This window comes from Shinella agrisoli (assembly GCF_046557955.1).
Classification (GTDB): domain Bacteria; phylum Pseudomonadota; class Alphaproteobacteria; order Rhizobiales; family Rhizobiaceae; genus Shinella.
Window position 1 is genome coordinate 95,296 of record NZ_JBJIEP010000019.1, and the last position, 17,350, is coordinate 112,645.

At 65.2% G+C, this 17,350-nt stretch carries 14 protein-coding genes and 2 pseudogenes; 11 read left to right on the top strand and 5 right to left on the bottom strand.

Translation table 11 applies throughout. The features are described from left to right. The 5 genes and pseudogenes from ACIIOY_RS19690 to ACIIOY_RS19710 all read left to right on the top strand — a co-directional run. The gene (locus tag ACIIOY_RS19690) at positions 1-2,112 is read left to right on the top strand and encodes an ABC transporter permease (RefSeq protein ID WP_411036373.1); all 2,112 of its coding nucleotides are present in this window, start codon (positions 1-3) and stop codon (positions 2,110-2,112) included. Continuing rightward, a complete protein-coding gene (locus tag ACIIOY_RS19695) occupies positions 2,112-3,206 on the top strand; it encodes an SMP-30/gluconolactonase/LRE family protein (protein WP_411036374.1) in 1,095 nt (364 codons plus the stop codon). Before ACIIOY_RS19690 ends, ACIIOY_RS19695 begins: the two co-directional genes overlap by 1 nt. After that, positions 3,203-4,699, top strand: coding sequence for a sugar ABC transporter ATP-binding protein (locus ACIIOY_RS19700; protein WP_411036375.1), 1,497 nt, complete (start codon positions 3,203-3,205; stop codon positions 4,697-4,699). The genes ACIIOY_RS19695 and ACIIOY_RS19700 overlap by 4 nt, the downstream gene beginning before the upstream one ends. Next, entirely contained in the window at positions 4,699-5,652 is a 954-nt protein-coding gene (locus ACIIOY_RS19705; RefSeq protein WP_411036376.1) for a hydroxymethylglutaryl-CoA lyase, read from the top strand. Before ACIIOY_RS19700 ends, ACIIOY_RS19705 begins: the two co-directional genes overlap by 1 nt. A gap of 36 nt (positions 5,653-5,688) precedes the next feature. Further along, positions 5,689-5,817: pseudogene (locus ACIIOY_RS19710) on the top strand (LysR family transcriptional regulator); the annotation flags it as partial. A gap of 76 nt (positions 5,818-5,893) precedes the next feature. Here the strand turns inward: ACIIOY_RS19710 and ACIIOY_RS19715 are convergent. The 3 genes from ACIIOY_RS19715 to ACIIOY_RS19725 are packed head-to-tail and all read right to left on the bottom strand — an operon-like array spanning position 5,894 to position 8,750. Continuing rightward, the gene (locus ACIIOY_RS19715) at positions 5,894-6,199 is read right to left on the bottom strand and encodes an antibiotic biosynthesis monooxygenase (protein ID WP_411036377.1); all 306 of its coding nucleotides are present in this window, start codon (positions 6,197-6,199) and stop codon (positions 5,894-5,896) included. 36 nt (positions 6,200-6,235) lie between these two features. After that, positions 6,236-7,798, bottom strand: a complete 1,563-nt coding sequence (gene lsrK, locus ACIIOY_RS19720; RefSeq protein ID WP_411036378.1) for an autoinducer-2 kinase — start codon at positions 7,796-7,798, stop codon at positions 6,236-6,238. A gap of 4 nt (positions 7,799-7,802) precedes the next feature. Next, entirely contained in the window at positions 7,803-8,750 is a 948-nt protein-coding gene (locus ACIIOY_RS19725; RefSeq protein WP_411036379.1) for a sugar-binding transcriptional regulator, read from the bottom strand. Between the two features lie 240 nt (positions 8,751-8,990). On the opposite strand from ACIIOY_RS19725, the gene lsrA reads away from it, so the two are divergent. From lsrA to ACIIOY_RS19750, 5 genes are all read left to right on the top strand, one after another. After that, positions 8,991-10,493, top strand: coding sequence for an autoinducer 2 ABC transporter ATP-binding protein LsrA (lsrA, locus tag ACIIOY_RS19730; protein ID WP_411036380.1), 1,503 nt, complete (start codon positions 8,991-8,993; stop codon positions 10,491-10,493). Further along, entirely contained in the window at positions 10,486-11,517 is a 1,032-nt protein-coding gene (locus ACIIOY_RS19735) for an ABC transporter permease subunit (RefSeq protein WP_411036381.1), read from the top strand. Before lsrA ends, ACIIOY_RS19735 begins: the two co-directional genes overlap by 8 nt. Further along, positions 11,514-12,527 carry an ABC transporter permease subunit gene (locus tag ACIIOY_RS19740; RefSeq protein WP_411036382.1) on the top strand — a complete coding sequence of 338 codons (1,014 nt, stop codon included), beginning with the start codon at positions 11,514-11,516 and terminating at the stop codon, positions 12,525-12,527. Before ACIIOY_RS19735 ends, ACIIOY_RS19740 begins: the two co-directional genes overlap by 4 nt. Positions 12,528-12,529: 2 nt before the next feature. Beyond that, positions 12,530-13,561 carry an autoinducer 2 ABC transporter substrate-binding protein LsrB gene (gene lsrB, locus ACIIOY_RS19745; RefSeq protein WP_411036383.1) on the top strand — a complete coding sequence of 344 codons (1,032 nt, stop codon included), beginning with the start codon at positions 12,530-12,532 and terminating at the stop codon, positions 13,559-13,561. 65 nt (positions 13,562-13,626) lie between these two features. After that, complete coding sequence (locus tag ACIIOY_RS19750) at positions 13,627-14,880, top strand: class II aldolase/adducin family protein (protein ID WP_411036384.1); 1,254 nt, start codon at positions 13,627-13,629, stop codon at positions 14,878-14,880. A gap of 221 nt (positions 14,881-15,101) precedes the next feature. On the opposite strand, the gene ACIIOY_RS19755 is transcribed toward ACIIOY_RS19750, so the two are convergent. Then, the gene (locus tag ACIIOY_RS19755) at positions 15,102-15,479 is read right to left on the bottom strand and encodes a DUF4112 domain-containing protein (protein WP_411036385.1); all 378 of its coding nucleotides are present in this window, start codon (positions 15,477-15,479) and stop codon (positions 15,102-15,104) included. A gap of 113 nt (positions 15,480-15,592) precedes the next feature. Next, positions 15,593-16,156, bottom strand: a pseudogene (locus tag ACIIOY_RS19760) (response regulator); the annotation flags it as partial. Between the two features lie 394 nt (positions 16,157-16,550). Between ACIIOY_RS19760 and ACIIOY_RS19765 the strand changes: the two are divergent. Further along, on the top strand, positions 16,551-17,350 hold an 800-nt coding region (locus ACIIOY_RS19765; protein WP_411036386.1), incomplete at its 3' end, for a hypothetical protein.

The following is a 17,350-nucleotide window of genomic DNA, read 5'->3' on the forward strand; positions in this document are numbered from 1 at the left end:
ATGGCGAACAGCAACGCGCTGACCCGCTTGCGCTACAGGTATTTCTCCGGCCGCCTCGTCGGGGAAATCCTGTCCAAGAGCTGGATCGACAGCGCCATTCCCGTCGCCGCCCTTCTGGTGGTGACGATCATCATGGCCGCGATCATCCCGGGCCTGTTCAGCGCCGCCTATGTGTCCGACCTTTCGCGCCAGCTCGCAGAATTCGGCCTGATCGCTCTTGCACTGACCATCGTGATCATGTCCGGAGGGATCGACCTCTCGGTCGGTTCGATGTTCGCGCTCTGCGTGCTCGCCGCGCTCGTCGGCATGAACGTGCTCGCCCTGCCCTTCCCCGCCGCCCTCGCCATGACGCTTGCGACGGGGGTCGCCTGCGGCCTGCTCAACGGCATCCTGATCGGCTATCTCAGGCTTCGCGCCTTCATTACCACGCTGGTGACGCTCGTCATCTACCGCGCGATCTACGACATCATCTTCCCACGGCTCGCCAGCGCCATCGTCGGCAGCATGCCGGACTCGCCCGCCTGGGATTATCTCGGTTTCGGCGACATCTACGGCGTCGCGATCTCCTTCGTGATCTTTGCCGCCATCGCCGTCGCCATCCATATCACCCTGTCACGCCTGAGACCCGGCTGGCGGCTCCGAGCCGTCGGCGGCACGCGCAAGTCCGCCTACAATGCCGGCATCAATGTCAAGCGCACGGTCTGCATGGCCTATGTCTCGTCCGGCATCCTGACGGCGAGCGCGGCCTTTCTCTTCGCCGCGCGCCTCGGCAGCACCGGCGCCGATACCGGCATCGGCCTCGAGATCCAGGTGCTGACCGCCGTCGTGCTGGGCGGCGTTTCGCTCGGCGGCGGGCGGGGCTCGGTCGGCAGCGCCCTCATCGGCGCCATCTTTGTGCTGATCCTCACCAACGGCCTGATCCGGCTCTCCACGCCCGGCTCGGTCAACCAGCTCCTGCTCGGCCTGATTCTCATCCTCGCCGTGCTCTTCGACGCGAAATGGGTGAAGAACCGCGGCAAGATCCTCAGCAAAGTCTATGTATCGCCGACCTACCTCGAACTGCCGAAGCGCGCGACATCCGCAAGCGACCCGTTCGCGCTCAATGACGGGCTCGCCGAGGTCGAGACCATCGGCATGGGCGAGGTCGAGGGGCCGGAGGACGTGATCCTCGATCGTAACGACCACCTCTATACGGGCACACGCCACGGCACGATCGTTCGCTTCCTCGCGCCCGACTACCGAAAAAGCGAGATCTTCGCCCGCATCGGCGGCCATCCGCTGGGCCTTGCCTTTGCCGAGAATGGCGATCTGCTGACCTGCGTCGGTGGCATGGGGGTCTATAAGGTCTCGCCGGCCGGCGAGGTCTCCCGCGTCACGGACGAGACGAACCGCAGCTGGCTCTCGGTGATCGACGATTCACGCCTGCGCCTTCCCGACGATCTCGACGTGGCGCCGGACGGACGCATCTTCTTCAGCGAGGCGACGATCCGCTACGAAATGGCGGACTGGGTCGTGGATGCGCTCGAAGGCCGCGGCAACGGCCGGCTGATCTGCCACGACCCCGCCACCGGCAAGACCCGCACGCTGCTGCGCGGCCTGATCTTCCCGAACGGCATCACCATCTGCCGGGACGGCCAGTCGTTGCTCTTCGCCGAAACCTGGGCCTGCCGGATTTCGCGCTACTGGTTCGACGGCCCGGACAAGGGCAAGCGCGCCGTGCTTATCGCCGATCTTCCCGGCTATCCCGACAACATCAACCGCGGCTCGGACGGCACCTACTGGGTCGCGCTGCTCGGCCTCAGGACGCCCACCTTCGACCTCGCCATGCGCAAGCCGGGTTTCCGTCGCCGCATGGCCCGCCGCATCGCTTCGGACGAATGGCTTTTTCCGAACGTCAATCGCGGCTGCGTCGTGCAGATTTCGGAAAGCGGTGCGATTCTCGACGTGCTCTGGGACGAGGTCGGCGAGAACCATCCGTCGATAACCTCGACCTGCGAGCACAAGGGCTATCTATATCTCGGAGGTGTCTCCAACAACCGCATCGGGCGAATCCGCTTGCCGAAAGCCGACCCGAGCTGGACGGCGCGCAAAGACTATTGGGGGAAGGACTGATGGGTATTTTCTCCCGCATTTCCGAACTGTTCGGCGGCAGCGACGAGGATGGCCTGAGCGTCCCGCCGATGGATGGCGTCTTCAAGCCCAACACGCGTCTAGATACGGCCGAGCGCGTGCTGGAGCTGCCGGCGATCGACAATCTCGCCGCATCCGCCGAGGGCGCGCTGCATTGCTCCAGCGACAACAGTCTTTTCCGTGTCGACTTGCAATCCCGGACCGCCGGCCTCGTCCGTGAATTCGACGGCCCGATCAGCATGATTGCCGCGCGCCCCTCCGGCGGCCTTGCCATTGCGGTCGAGGGCGCCGGCCTTGCCGTCATCGACGAAGCCGGCGCTGTCCACTCGATTGGCCTGCCGCAAGACCACGCCGCCTGCCTCACCGCCGGACTCTTCGAAGACGACGACACGCTGCTGCTTGCCGTCGGTTCGCGCCAGAATGCGGTGTCGGACTGGAAGCGCGACCTGATGAGCCATGGCGCGAGCGGCCTGGTCATCCGCCATTCCATCGCCAGCGGCCGGACCGACATCCTCGAAAGCGGCCTTGCCTTCCCCTATGGTCTGGCGCGGCTGCCCGACGGGGCGATCGCCGTGACGGAAAGCTGGCGTCACCGTATCATCACGGTCAGGCCCGGCGCTTCCCGCCCCTCTCCCGTGCTGCATGATCTGCCGGCCTATCCCGCCCGCCTCGCGCCCGCCTCCGGCGGCTACTGGCTGGCGCTCTTCGCGCCGCGGCGGCAACTGACCGAACTCGTGCTGCGCGAGGACGACTATCGCACGGAGATGATGGCAACCATCCCATCCGAAGCCTGGATCGGGCCTGATTTCGCGGACAGAGGCTCCGTGGAGCAGCCGCTGCAATCCGGTTCCGTGCGGCAGATGGGTATCATGAAGCCCTGGGCGCCCTCGCGCTCCTACGGCATGGTGGTCCGTCTCGACGCCGCCCTGCAGCCCGTGACAAGCTATCACTCGCGCGCCGACGGCAAGGTGCACGGCATAGCCTCCATTGCCGAGATCGGAGGCTCGCTCTACGCCGCCTCGCGCGGCGCGGGCACGCTCCTCCGCCTCGACGCGGCGCCGGGGGAGATACCATGACCGACATCGTCGAGTTCCGGAGCGCCACGAAGGAATTCCGCAACGTCGCGGCCTTCAGAAACGTGAACTTCACCCTTCGCAAGGGCGAGGTGCATGCCTTGCTCGGCGAAAACGGCGCAGGCAAATCGACCCTCACCAAGGTTCTGGCCGGCCTCTATCCCCTCACGGCCGGGGAAATGCTGATCGAAGGGGTGCCATGCAGCTTCGCTTCCCCCGGTGACGCCCTCTCCCATGGCGTCGCGATGGTCTTCCAGGAGACGAACCTCATCCCCTCGATGACCGTCGCCCAGAATCTGTTCCTCGGCGAGGAAAACTTCTTCAACCGCCTGCGGGGCATCAATATCAAGGCGCAGCAGCAGTTACAGCGCCTGAGCTTCCATGTGGAACCGACGGCGCTCGTCTCCTCGCTCGGGGCCGCCAAGAAGCAGATGGTGGAGATCGCGCGCGCCGTGCAGCACAATGCCCGGATATTCATCTTCGACGAGCCGACGGCGACGCTGACGCCGGAAGAAAAGCAGCATTTCTTCGCGCTGGTCGAACGGCTGAAGGCCGAGGGCGGATCGATCATCTTCATCAGTCACGCGCTGGAAGAAGCCCTGGCGATCGCCGACCGCATCAGCATCCTGCGCGACGGCGAACTCGTCGTCACCGACGATACCCGTAATTTCACCCGCGACCGCATCGTCCAGGCGATGGTCGGCCGCCAGTTGAAGGATGAGCTCTACGGCAATCCGGCGAAACGCACCGGCCGCCCGGCCGGGCGCAAGGTGCTGGCGCTCGAAAACGTCTCCATGGGCAAGGCGGTGCGCAGCGCCACGCTTTCCGTCTTTTCCGGCCAGATCACCGGCATGTTCGGCCTTGTCGGCGCAGGGCGCACGGAGATGATGAAAATCGCCGCCGGCGTGCTGAAGCGCGACTTCTTCCACGGCGGCCGCATCCGGCTGAACGGCAAGGCCGTGCGCTTCAACGTGCCGCGCAGCGCTGTCAACAACCGCATCGCCTATATCACAGAGGATCGCAAGCTCGACGGTCTGTTCGACACGATGGGCATCGCCCAGAACATCTTCTACGGCAAGCTCGTGAAGAGAGCCAACCCGGCATCCATCGTCACCATGGCGCAGGCCCGGCGCGATGCGGCCGAGTGGATTGAGAGGCTGCGCATCCGCGCCATCCGGGAAAATGCGAAGGTGGTCGAGCTTTCGGGGGGCAACCAGCAGAAAGTCGTCATCGCCAAGGGCCTGATCCAGGCACCGGAACTGATCATCTTCGACGAGCCGACGCGCGGCGTCGACGTCGGCGCCATCGCGGAGATCCACGACATCATCCATAGGCTTGCGGATGCCGGCGCCGCCGTGGTCGTCATCTCATCCTACCTGCCCGAAATCCTCGCGATATCGGACCGTATCCTCGTTGCCCGGCAGGGCCGCATCGTCGAGGAACTGGCCATCGAGGAGGCGACCGAGGAGAAGATCATGTATGCGGCGGTGCATTGATGACGACCGGCCGCGACATAACCATCGTCGAGGTCGGCCCGCGCGACGGCCTGCAGAACGAAAAAGGCGTGATCTCAACGGACGACAAGGTGGAACTCATTCGCCTTCTTGCCTCTGCCGGCCTTCGCCGCATCGAGGCGACAGCCTTCGTCTCCGAGAAATGGGTGCCCCAGATGGCCGACCACGATACGGTCATGCGGCGGGCGATCCGGCGCGAGGGGCTGGAACTATCCGCGCTCGTTCCCAATGAAAAGGGAGCACGCGCCGCAATCGCTGCCGGTGCGCAGGAATTGGCCGTCTTCGCAAGCGCATCCGAAGCCTTCGCGATGAAGAACACCAATTGCACGATCGCCGAAAGCATCGAGCGTTTTATGCCCGTGCTGGCCCTGGCGAAGGCCAGCGGCCTTCCGGTTCGCGGCTATGTTTCCTGCGCCGTGGAATGCCCCTATGAAGGCGCGATCGCACCGGCGGCCGTGGCCAGGGTATCGGAGCGGCTCGCGCAGATCGGCTGCGCGGAGATCGCCGTCGCCGACACGATCGGCCGCGCGGTACCGGAGCGCGTCGACGCCATGCTGCGGTCGGTTGTCGGGGTTATACCCGCCGGACGGCTCGCCTGCCATTTCCACGATACGTCGGGCATGGCGCTCGCCAATGTCGATGTCGCGCTTGAACAGGGCATTGGCGTCTTCGACAGCGCGGCCGGCGGCCTGGGCGGATGCCCTTATGCGCCGGGAGCCGCGGGAAACCTCGCGACCGGCGCACTCGCGCGCCACCTGTCACGCCTTGGCTACCAACACGGTATCGATCTCGGCTTGCTTGATATCGCTGAAGCATTTGCGCAGAAACTGGCTCACCGCGCCGGAGCGGACCGATCAGGAACTCCTGCCCGGGCAACGATCCGGCATCTTCCCGATCTCGGCGGCGGCATAGGCGAGTGCGACGTCGCGGAGTGAGGCATACGACATCGCCACGCGGCTCAGGATCCGGCTCTGAAAGAGCGGGTGGGAATCCGCCTTCTCAACCGCACGACGCGGAACGTCTCGCCGACGGAGGCAGGCGAGCGGCTGCTGTCGGAGGTGGCACCCGCTTTGGTGCAGATCGATCGCGGCCTCGGCCAGCGACTTTAGAAGTCCTGTCGATCGCAACATAAAACGCGTATCGTGCTTCTCTGAGCGGCTGGCGCCAACCAGAAGATCACACCCCCATAAAATCTGCCATCTCGACACGATAGAAGGTCTTCGTGCGCGGGCCGGCGAGGATCGGATCAATCCGGCGGACGCATTCCTGATAATGTGGGGTCTTACGGTGCTCGTCGAGTGCCTCCGGGGACTTGAAGACCTCGTAGATCGTGAAGCTGTGATCGTCCTCCGGGTTGCGCAGCACATCGAAGCGCAGATTGCCCGGCTCTTGGCGGGTGCCTTCGTAGTTGATGCGGAATGCCTCCAGAAATTCTGCGGCATGACCCTGCTTGACGTTGATGCTGACCATCTGGATGAGCATGTTGGTATCCCTGCTAAGTTGTTCATCAATGAAAGGTCAAAGGCCGGGCGCCTTCCACATAGGCGTGGTGACGCCTTCGTCAACGAGTTGGCGCTGTAGCGCATAGGCCCACGCCCAGCGCTCGCCGGCTTCGTCGTAGATGGCCTTGTGCTTGACGTTCGGCTCGAAACGCCTGTCCCAGCGCACCCAGACCTCCGCCGCCTCGGCGAAATCGCGGCGAAGGCCGATGCCGATCGCAGCGGCGGCCGCGCAACCGAGCGCCGTCGCCTCCTTGACGACCGGCGTGACGACTGGAAGACCTGTTGCATCGGAAAGGATCTGCGACCAATGGGCGGATTTCGACGCGCCGGCGGCGAAGACGACCTTGTCCGGCGTCTTGCCGGACAGCGTGAAGATGGCCGAGAGGTTGCGGGCCGCGACGATGGCGGCATTCTCCTGCAGCGCGCGGAAGATCGCCGCCTTGCCGGATTTTTCCGGGTCGATGGAGAGATTCAGCAGCGAGGGGGCGGCGTGATACCAGTTGCCGTAATGCATGACGTCGGAGAAGACGGGGATGATGCCGTAGGCGCCGACGGGAACGTCCGCCGCCTTTTCTTCCAGCAGCCGGTAGGCATCGCCCCCCGGGCCTGCCGCCGCCACCTCCTCCGCACCGAAACTGTCACGGAACCAGCGCATGACGATGCCGACGAAGAAGCTGATCGCCTCGGCCTGGTTGAGGCCGGTGACGACATGCGGGTTGATGCGCAGGTCCATCGACGGGTCGGAGACGTCGAGGCCGACATTGACCACCTGCTGCCAGAAGGTGCCGCCGAGCACCGCGCAGTCGCCCTCGTTGACGACGCCGATCGCCGCCGCGCCGCTCTGGCAGTCGCCGCCGCCCATGATCACGGGCGTGCTGGCGGCAAGGCCGGTCTCGTCGGCAGCCTTTTGCGTGACGCGGCCGATGAGCGTGCCGGGCTCGACGCTTTCGGGGAAGATGTCGTCGCGCATGCCGGCTTTCGCCATCGCCTCCGGCAGCCAGTCGCGTTTCGTCAGGCTGTATAGGCCCGTGGTGCCGGCATTGGAGGGGTCGCTGGCGATGACGCCGGAAAGGCGCGCCAGGACCCAGTCGGAAAGCATGCTGATCCGGTCGATACGGGCATAGATGTCAGGTAGATTGCGCTTCAGCCAGAGGAGGCGCGGCAGCGCGCCGAGCGCGAAGGTCTGGCCGGTCTCGGCATAGAGGTCGCGTTCAAGGCCCGGAAAGTCCCGCTTTAGGTCGCGCACTTCGCTGACGGCGCGGCTGTCGACATTGGCGCAGGCCCAGATTTCCCGCCCGCTGCGGTCATAGGCGACGAAGGCCTCGCGCATGCTGGTGGCGCTGACGGCGCGGATATCGGCAGCGCGGATGCCGGCTTCGGATATCGCCTGCCGGATGGCGCGCGACAGCAGCGACCAGTTGCCCTCGACGTCGAAATCCATGGAGCCGGGAAAGCGCGGATCGGCCTTGTGCCACCATTCGTGCTGGGCGCTGGCGATCTGGTTGCCGTTCTCGTCGAAGATGACGGCGCGGCCGCTGCCGGTGCCGGCATCGACGGCCAGCAGGTAGGAAGTCGTCATGGGTTCAGTCCTTGATCTCGATGAGGCCGGCGGCCGTCGTCTCGTCGGTGATGAGGATGCCGACGAATTTTCCGCGCAGCGCCGCGTGGATGGCCCCGACCTTGTGGATGCCGCCCGCCGCCGCCACGACCTTTTCGGCGCGCGACAGCGCCGCAAGCTTTACGCCGATCACCCGGTCGTGCAGCGGCAGGTCGAGCGGTTCGCCGCGCTCGTTGTAGAACTGGCAGAGGATATCGCCGACCGCGCCCTTGCGGCGCAGCGGCTCCACTTCGTCGGGACTGACATAGCCGGAGCGCACGACGGTGGAGGCGGCGGAAAGCTCGCCGATGCCGACGAGCTGGTAGGTGGCGTTGAGCGCCATGTCGAGGAGGTTGGCGACGGCCGGCTCGGAGGAGAGGTTGCGCGCCACGTCCGGATCGCGCACGACGAGCGGCGCGGGCACCAGATGCACGCCGCTGCCCCAGTTGGCCGTGCGCATGCCGTCGACATAGGTGCCGACGCCGCCGGTGAGGCTGACGAGGCCGATATTGCGCTCGTTGGCGAGATGACCGAGCCGCTGGATGGTGTTCGAGACGGTGGCGCCCCAGCCGACCGCCAGGAGGTCGTCGGTCTGCAGCCGCTGCATGAGGAACTGCGCGGCCGCCTGCCCCAGCCGGTCGCTCGGGTCCTGATCGGGAAGCTGCGGCACGACATAGGCCTCGAGCAGCCCGTAGCGCTCCTTGATCTGCCGCTCCAGCGCAAGGCAGCCCTGGTAGCGCGAATTGATGCGCACCTGGATGATGCCCGAGCGCCGGCCGCTTTCGAGCAGGCGCGAGACCTTGATGCGCGACATGTTGAGCTTTTCGCCGATCTCGTTCTGCGTCAGCCCGTCGTTGTAGTAATACCAGGCGATGCGGGTGAGGATCTCCTCGTCCGTATCGGCATAACTCCATTCCCCGTTGTCCGTCGCCATGCAAGCGGCTCCCTCGGTCGATTTCTGATCATTTGAATAGCAAAAAAACTTTTGATACGTCAACGCATCCATGCGGCGAAAAATTCTTTGCGGCCGCAATTCCTTGATTTTTGCTGGTAAATCATATTTTGCAGCGCAATATCAGTCATTCGCGGTTGCGTTGGATGATGCGAGCATATTGACGACCGCGGATCACTATGATCACATGATTGACACAAGTTACATGTGAACAGGTGCAGAATGACGGATAGCCCGGCGGCCGGGAGGGTCGCGAAGCTGACGGACATCTGGAAGTCCTACGGTGCCGTTCCGGTGCTGAAGGGCGTTTCGCTCGCCTTGCAGGCCGGAGAGGTGCATGCGCTTCTCGGCGGCAACGGCGCCGGCAAGTCGAGCCTCATGAAGATCATGTCCGGCGTCATCCCCGCCAATTCCGGCGCGATCGAGATCAACGGCCGGGCGCTCGCCCACGCCTCACCCGCCCTTGCCCAGGACCTCGGCCTCTATCTGGTGCCGCAGGAGGCGCACATCCTGCCCAACCAGAGCGTCCTCCAGAACGTCTGCCTCGGTCTTGCCGCCTCGCCCAAGGCCTTGCGCCCGCGCGTCGAACGGCTCGTCGCCGAACTCTCCGTCTCGCTCGACCTCGACGCGCAGGCCGCCGCCCTCGAGATCGCCGAACGGCAGATCGTCGAGATCCTGCGCGGCCTGGTGCGCGATGCCCGCGTGCTGATCCTCGACGAGCCCACCTCAGCGCTTACCCCCTTCGAGACGAGCGCGCTCTTCCAGCGCGTGCGCAAATTGCAGGCGCAGGGCGTCGGCATCTTCTTCATCTCGCACAAGCTGCGCGAGATCCGCGAGATCTGCGGCACGATCAGCGTGCTGCGCGACGGCGTCGTCGTGCTTTCCGGCCCGCTCGACGGCTACAGCGACGCCGAGATCATCGACGCCATGAGCCGCGTGCAGATCGCGGACGCCCCCGGCCGGGACCGCGCCGGCCGCAAGGTCTCGCAGATCGGCAAGCCGCGCCTCAGCGTGCGCGGCCTCAGCGGCGAGGGCTTCCGCAATATCAGCCTCGACGTTCGGGCCGGCGAGATCCTCGGCCTTGCCGGCGTCGTCGGCGCGGGGCGCACGGAATTCGCCGAGACATTGTTCGGCCTGCGTCCCCAGGCGGCCGGCAGCGTCGTCTTCGACGGCGCGGAGTTGAAGAAGCGCTCGCCGCGCATCTGCATCGACCGCGGCCTCGTCTACTTGCCGGAGGACCGCCAGCAGCACGGCCTCTTCCTCGAGGCTCCGCTCTTCTGGAACGTCTCGTCCTACCTCGTGCATCGCCTGCCCTTCTTCCTGCGCCCCGGCGCGGAGCGGAAAGTTTTCGACGGCTTCCGCGCCAGCATGGGTATCAGGTGCACCGGCCCGGGCCAGGAGGCGCGCGGCCTATCGGGCGGCAACCAGCAGAAGGTGCTGCTGGCCAAGTGCCTGTCCGCCCGGCCGAAGGTACTGATCCTCGACGAGCCGACGCGCGGCGTCGACGTCGCGGCCCGCAACGACATCTACGAGCTCATCCGCAAGCTCGCCGCCGACGGCGTCGCCATCATCCTCATCTCGTCGGATTTCGACGAGATCGAGCAGCTTGCCGACCGCGTCGAGGTCATGGCCTTCGGCCAGTCCGGCGGGGAACTCACGGACGACATCTCGGTCGACGCCATCGCGCGCCTTGCCTTCGGCGCCTCGGAGGCCCGCCATGCTTGACCTCTTTGCGCGTAACCGCGTCGCAACGCTCCTCGTCATCCTCGCCGTCGCCTATGCCGCCATCGGTGCAGCGGCACCCGGCTATCTTTCCGGCGCCACGGCCTCGGTCGTCGTTTCCAACAGCCTCGTGCTGATGCTTATCTCGCTCGGCACGATGATCGTCATCGTCACGCGCAACATCGACGTCTCCAGCGGCTCGGTGCTGGGCCTCAGCGCCGCGGTGCTCGGCCTGTCGCTGAATGCCGGCGTCGGCCCGCCGCTCGCCATCGCCTTCTGCCTGATGACGGGGGCGGCCGCCGGTGCCTTCAACGGGCTGATGGTCGCCTATCTCGGCATCCCCTCCATCGTCGCCACGCTCGGCACGCTTGGCCTTTATCGCGGCATCATGCTGGTGCTGACGGGCGGGCGGTGGATCGAGGACCTGCCGCAGAGCCTGAAGGCACTCGCCGGCAATCTCGGCCTCGGCTTCTCGGCGCTGACCGTCGTCGTGCTCGTGCTCGTCGTCCTCGTCTGGCTCGTGCTACGCAAGACGCGTTTCGGCCGCTACTTCTACGCCGTCGGCGACAACCGCGCGGCCGCCCATCATCTCGGCGTGCCAGTCCGGCGCGTACAGTTCACCGCCTTCGTCGCGACGGGCCTCTGCGCCGCGCTCGCCGGCCTCGTCTTCGCCGCGCAGATCGGCTTCATCCCCAACCAGGCCGGCAACGGCATCGAATTGAAAGCCATCGCCGTCAACGTGCTCGGGGGCGTGAGCCTGCTCGGCGGCACCGGCTCGGTCGCCGGCGTCGTCGTCGCCGTCATCTTCATCACCTCGATCGACAGCGCGCTCGTCTTCCTGAAGATCCCGGCCTACTGGAACGACTTCATCGCCGGCGCGATCCTGCTCTCGGTGCTGCTGCTCGACGGGCGCATCCGCCAGATCATCGACCGGCGCATCCGTGCCCGCCGCTACGCCGTGCACGAGCGCGGCCCCGCCCAACCCGCCGAAACGACAACGGCAAAGACCGTGGAGGCCGGCCGATGAAGAAGCTCATCTTCCGCTGGGAGACCGCGCTCTTTGCCATGCTCGCCGCCGAACTTCTCGTCTTCGGCCTCGTCAACCCGCGCTTCCTCAATGTCGCGAACCTCGTCTACGGCACGTCGGACTTCGTGCAGATCGGCATCGTCGCTCTGCCGCTGACCCTCGTCATCATCGCCGGCGGCATCGATGTCTCCTTTGCCTCGGTGATCGGCCTTGCCGCCATCGTCTTCGGCGTCGCCACCTTCTACGGCGTGCCGCTGCCGCTTTCGATCGCGCTGGCGCTCGTCTCGGGCGCGCTCTGCGGGCTTCTCAACGCAACCGTCATCCACCTGTCGAAGATCCAGCCGCTCGTCGTCACGCTCGGCAGCCTCTATCTCTTCCAGGGCACGGCGACGGTCGCCTCCGGCCTCGTCGGCGCAGGCGGCTACGAGGGCATCGGCAATTTCCCGGACGCCTTCAACGCTTTCGGCTATGCCGAAGTCCTCGGCCTGCCGGCGCCGCTCGCGCTGTTTCTCGCGCTCGCGCTCATGCTCGTCGTGCTCCTGCACTTCACCCGCTTCGGCCGCGCCGTCTTCCTGTCCGGCCAGTCGGAGAGCGCAGCGCGCTTCGCCGGCATCCCGGTCGGCCGCGTGCAGACGATCACCTATGTCATTACCGGCGTTTCGGCGGCCATCGCCGGCCTCGTCATGTCGGCCTATTTCGGCTCGGCCCGCGTCGACCTCGGCTCGGCGACGCTCTTGCCCGCCGTCACCGCGGCCGTGCTCGGCGGCGCCTCCATCTACGGCGGCCAGGGCTCCATCCTCGGCACCCTGATCGCCACCTTCGTCATCGGCTACCTGCAGCAGGGCCTGCAGGCGGCCGGCGTCCCCAGCCAGATTTCCAGCGCGCTTTCGGGAGGGTTGCTGGTTGTCGCGGTCGCATTGCGCCATGGAAGCGCAATGCTGGCCGATTTCATCGCCGTCGCCCGGCAACAGAAAAAATCCCGGGCGGCAGTCACTTCAGGAGGAGAATGAGAATGATCAAGTCCATGTTGAAATCCGGCGCTCTCGCCGCCGCGCTCGCCGCCGGCACTATGCTCGCCTCGGGCACCGCGCATGCCGAAAACCAGATCGCTTTCATCCCCAAGCTGGTGGGTGTCGGCTTCTTCACCTCCGGCGGCGCCGGTGCCACGAAGGCCGGCGAGGAGCTGGGCGTCAAGGTCACCTATGACGGCCCGACCGAGCCCAGCGTCTCCGGCCAGGTGCAGTTCATCAACAACTATGTCAACCAAGGCTACAATGCCATCATCGTCTCCTCCGTCTCGCCGGACGGCCTGTGCCCCGCGCTGAAGCGCGCCATGGACCGCGGCGTGCTCGTCATGACCTGGGACAGCGACGTCAACCCGGATTGCCGCAGTTACTACATTAACCAGGGCACGCCCGAGCAGCTCGGCGGCCTGCTGGTCGACATGGCGGCCGAAGGCGTGACGAAGGAAAAGGCCAAGGTCGCCTTCTTCTATTCGAGCCCCACCGTGACCGACCAGAACGCCTGGGCGGAAGCCGCCAAGGCGAAGATCGCCAAGGAGCATCCGGGCTGGGAGATCGTCACCACCCAGTACGGCTACAACGACGCGCAGAAGTCGCTCCAGACGGCCGAGAGTATCCTGCAGACCTATCCGGACCTCGACGCGATCATTGCGCCCGACGCCAACGCCCTTCCGGCCGCCGCGCAGGCAGCGGAGAACCTGAAGCGCGCCGAGGGCGTCACCATCGTCGGCTTCTCCACGCCGAACGTCATGCGCCCCTATATCGAGCGCGGCACGATCCAGCGCTTCGGCCTGTGGGACGTCACGCAGCAGGGCAAGATCTCGGTCTTCGTTGCCGATCACGTGCTGAAGAACGGCCCGATGAAGGTCGGCGACAAGCTGGAGATCCCCGGCGTCGGCACGGTCGAGGTCTCGGCCAACAAGGTGCAGGGCTACGACTACGAGGCCGACGGCAACGGCATCATCCTCCTGCCGGAGCGAACGGTCTTCACCAAGGACAACATCGCCAACTTCGACTTCTGATAACGCACGAGCAGCGGGCGGCTCCGGCTGCCCGCCGCATTCATTTCAAGAACAGGACAATCCGCATGAAAAGCCGCTGGAACGACGAGGACGCCGCCCGCTACGTGGAGGCCGCGCGCGCGACGGGACAGAGCGAGGCCCTCGGCCTTCGCATCTACACCTCCCGCATCATCGGCGGCGACCCGGACCTCGTGCTGCACGGCGGCGGCAACACCTCCGTCAAGGTGACGGCGGCCGACGGCGAAGCGCTCATGCACATCAAGGGTAGCGGCTGGGATCTCGACACGATTGAGGCGCCGGGCCTGCCGGCCGTCCGCCTCGCCCCGCTGCTGGAGGCCCGCAACGGCCCGAAACTCTCCGACCCGGACATGGTCGCCCTGCTGCGCGCGAGCCTCATCGAGGCGGACGCGCCGAACCCCTCCGTCGAGGCGCTGCTGCACGCCTTCCTGCCCTTCGCCTTCGTCGACCATACCCATGCGACGGCGATCCTCGCGCTTGCCGACCAGCCCGACATGCGCGAGGCCGTGCACCGCATCTACGGCGCCCGCCTCGCTTATGTGCCCTATGTCATGCCCGGCTTCGACCTTTCGATCGTCGCCGACCGTATCTATCGTGAGTATCCCAGCTGCCAGGGTCTTTGGCTGGAGAACCACGGCCTCTTCACCTTTGCGGACGATGCCCGCCTCTCCTATGAACTGATGATCGAATTCATCACCATGGCGGAGGAAGAGCTTTCCCGTAAGGGCGTTACGCTTCCTGGTCCGCAGCCGAGCGACGGCACGGAAGATTTGGCGCTACGGGCGCGGTTGGAAAAGGCTCTTGTCCGCGATGGCTCGCCCTTTACCAAGGCTGCCTTTCTCGACTACCGCTCCACCGCCGCGATCCGCGAGCATGCCGGCAAGGAGAATATGGAAGCGATCAGCCTGCGTGGCACCGTCACCCCTGATCACGTCATCCGTATCAAGCCCTGGCCGATGATCATCGAGCAGGGTGCGGATGAAGCCGCGATCGACGCAGCGCTTGCCGCCTATGCCGATCGCTACAAAGCCTACTTCGCGCGCAACGCCAAGCGCACGACCGAGCCCAAACACATGCTGGATGTCTATCCGCGCATCATTCTTGTCCGCAACCAGGGAATTTACGCCGTCGGCGCCAGCGCAAAGGCAGCCAAAATCGGCGGGGACCTCTGCGAGCAGGCGACGCGGGCAATCAATGCAGCGGAAGGCTATGGACGCTTTACCCCAATAGGCGAGGCCGATCTTTTCGACATGGAATACTGGTCACTCGAACAAGCCAAGCTCAAGGTTGCGGGTCAGTAGTGGGAAAGCGACTTTAGTTGTGCTGATGGGGACCCGAACAGTTCACCCGCTAGATAGGTGGGGCTTGCGACCGTTTCGGCCAGTTCCTCATCGCTGGCCGGCGCTGCTGGCATGGCAGGAGCGGTTCACCGGAATGGTGCGGCAGGGCCTCGGTGTTCGGCTGCTGCTGTCGGCAAGCCCGTCGCCCGCGCCTTCGGCGGCGAGATGACGGTTATCGGTACCTAGCGATCGAGGTCCGCATGATCGAGGCCGAAGTGATCCAGCACGAGTTGAAGATTGCGACGGTTGGACTTGAAATAGACGTCAAAGACGTCGCCAAGCAACGGCATGCTTCCCGCCACCGTGTCAAACCCGACATTGAGCAGCATCTTGAGGAGTTTATCGTTCGGTACGCCCAGGCGGCGCGCTTCGTTGATGATGATGAGGCTGACGGCGGCAGCCGCGAAATCGCCGATGCCGGGGACCAGCCCGAGGACGGAATCCGCGCCCAGCGAGACACGCGTACCAGGAATGCGAAGCGCAGTATCCATCAAGCGCGCCAGGCTACGCATCCGCCTCAGGCGCGCCAGTCGTTCAATTGGTAGATTCTGGCTGATCATAGCCCTTCCGCGCCTGTCGACGTTCATCCAACTGATTGCCTTCCGTACGGCAGGGCAGCCGACGATGTGGGGGGTCAGATGCGCAATCCCGTATAACGACCATAGATTGGTAACGTGAGATCGAGAAGCTGGTCGCGCGACAGGAGCCGGCCCGGGCGCTCCAGGAAGACCTTGAGCAGATCGAATTCCGCGCCCGTCAGGTCGATTTCGCCGCCATCCCGTCCCACGACCCGACGCAGCTCGGGATCGGCCTCGAAGCCGGCGAACTCGTAGACCGTAGCCTCCTCCCGCACCGGCTCATCGAGCGTGGAGCGGCGCAGCACCGCCTTGATACGCGCGACGAGCTCGCGCGGGTTGAAGGGCTTTGGAAGATAGTCGTCCGCGCCCAGTTCCAGTCCGACGATACGGTCGACGTCCTCCTTCAACGCCGTCAGCAGGATCACCGGAACGTACGGACGCCGGTCGCGCAGGATCCGGCAGATATCGAGGCCGGAGCCGTCCGGCAGCATCACGTCCAGTACGATGAGGTCGGGATTGCTGTCCGCGACCCGGCTTTCGCATTCGCGCCGGTCGGCTGCCGTGGTGACGCGAAAACCCTGCTCGCCGAGATAGCGCGCGAGAAGGGAACGGATTTCGGGGTCGTCGTCGACGATCAGTATGTGGGTCCGAGTGCTCATACAGGCCAGATGTCCGATTGCTGTTCGCGAATATAACCCCTCCGCGGCCTCGTCTCGGAGAATTTTGCAACGGAACGTTGCTGCAAGCCCTTCGGCAACGTTCGTTTACAAAAATGCCGCTCCGGGAAAAGCATCGACACTTTGCCGACCAACCACAGACACGCACGCCTCCTAGGTTCCTGGCTGCACCAGGCCCCCGGCGCGGCTTATTGCGAACCCGTTCCGCCCGTCAGCGACGACAACGAACGTCCTCCGTCGACAGAGGAATAGCAGATCGTCCGCCACCATCCCCCCGGCGAGCGGACGATGCAGCCTGGCGGCTGTCTTCCGGGGGCGCGTGCGTCGGTCTTCGCGCCCCCGGTCGGAGATCGCCGATGCATCAAAAGGATAGCAGATGAGGATGTCCGTTCTGGCCGCAGTTGGCTCGCTCATCGCATGCGGGGCCGTTTGTCGGCTTGGGAAGCGGGGCGGCTCCGCCGCCGAACCGGGCGTCGAGCGGCAGGCTTCTGCCAAGCAGCGGGTGTGGCAGCAGCAATGGAAGAAGGATAGCCGGCCGTTGATGGGCACCGTACGCCAGGAAGAACGAATGCAGGATCTGCCTTGGGACGCCCGCGTGCGTCGTTCCGTCGAGAAGCTGAAGATCGCCGCGCTGGTGACGGCGTGCCGCATCGCCGGCCCGCGCTTTGCCGCCCGGTTCATCGTCGGCAGGGCCGATTTCGCCGGCTACGTGCCGGGGCGGCCCACGGTGGTCGCGCTTATGCGCCCTCTCTTTAGCAAAGACTTGGAGCAGCTGAGAAATAGAACAGAATTGAACTGGGTTTATATAAACAACGAGTTCCTCGGTCACGTGCAGAAGGCGTGGTGCCCGCCGGAGATGCGTTTTCAAACCGAATACCAGAAGTTCAAGGGCGATCGGTATGCGCGAACATGGAAGCAGCTTCAGATCTTTGGCGACCACCTCGTGCGCGAACTGCGCACCCGCACACCGGTCGATGCCTTCATGACATCGCATATCGACTACTGGCAGGCCGAAGGCACCCGGCTCGGAGCCAGGCGCAGCGGCATTCCCTTTCTTGGCCTTTGCCGCGAAAATATGTGCCTGCCGATGCAGCAACGTACGGTTCGCGACTACTATACCGGTTTCCGCTACGAGGGGGACTCCATCGCCGTGTTCGGCGATGCCACGCGCCGCAT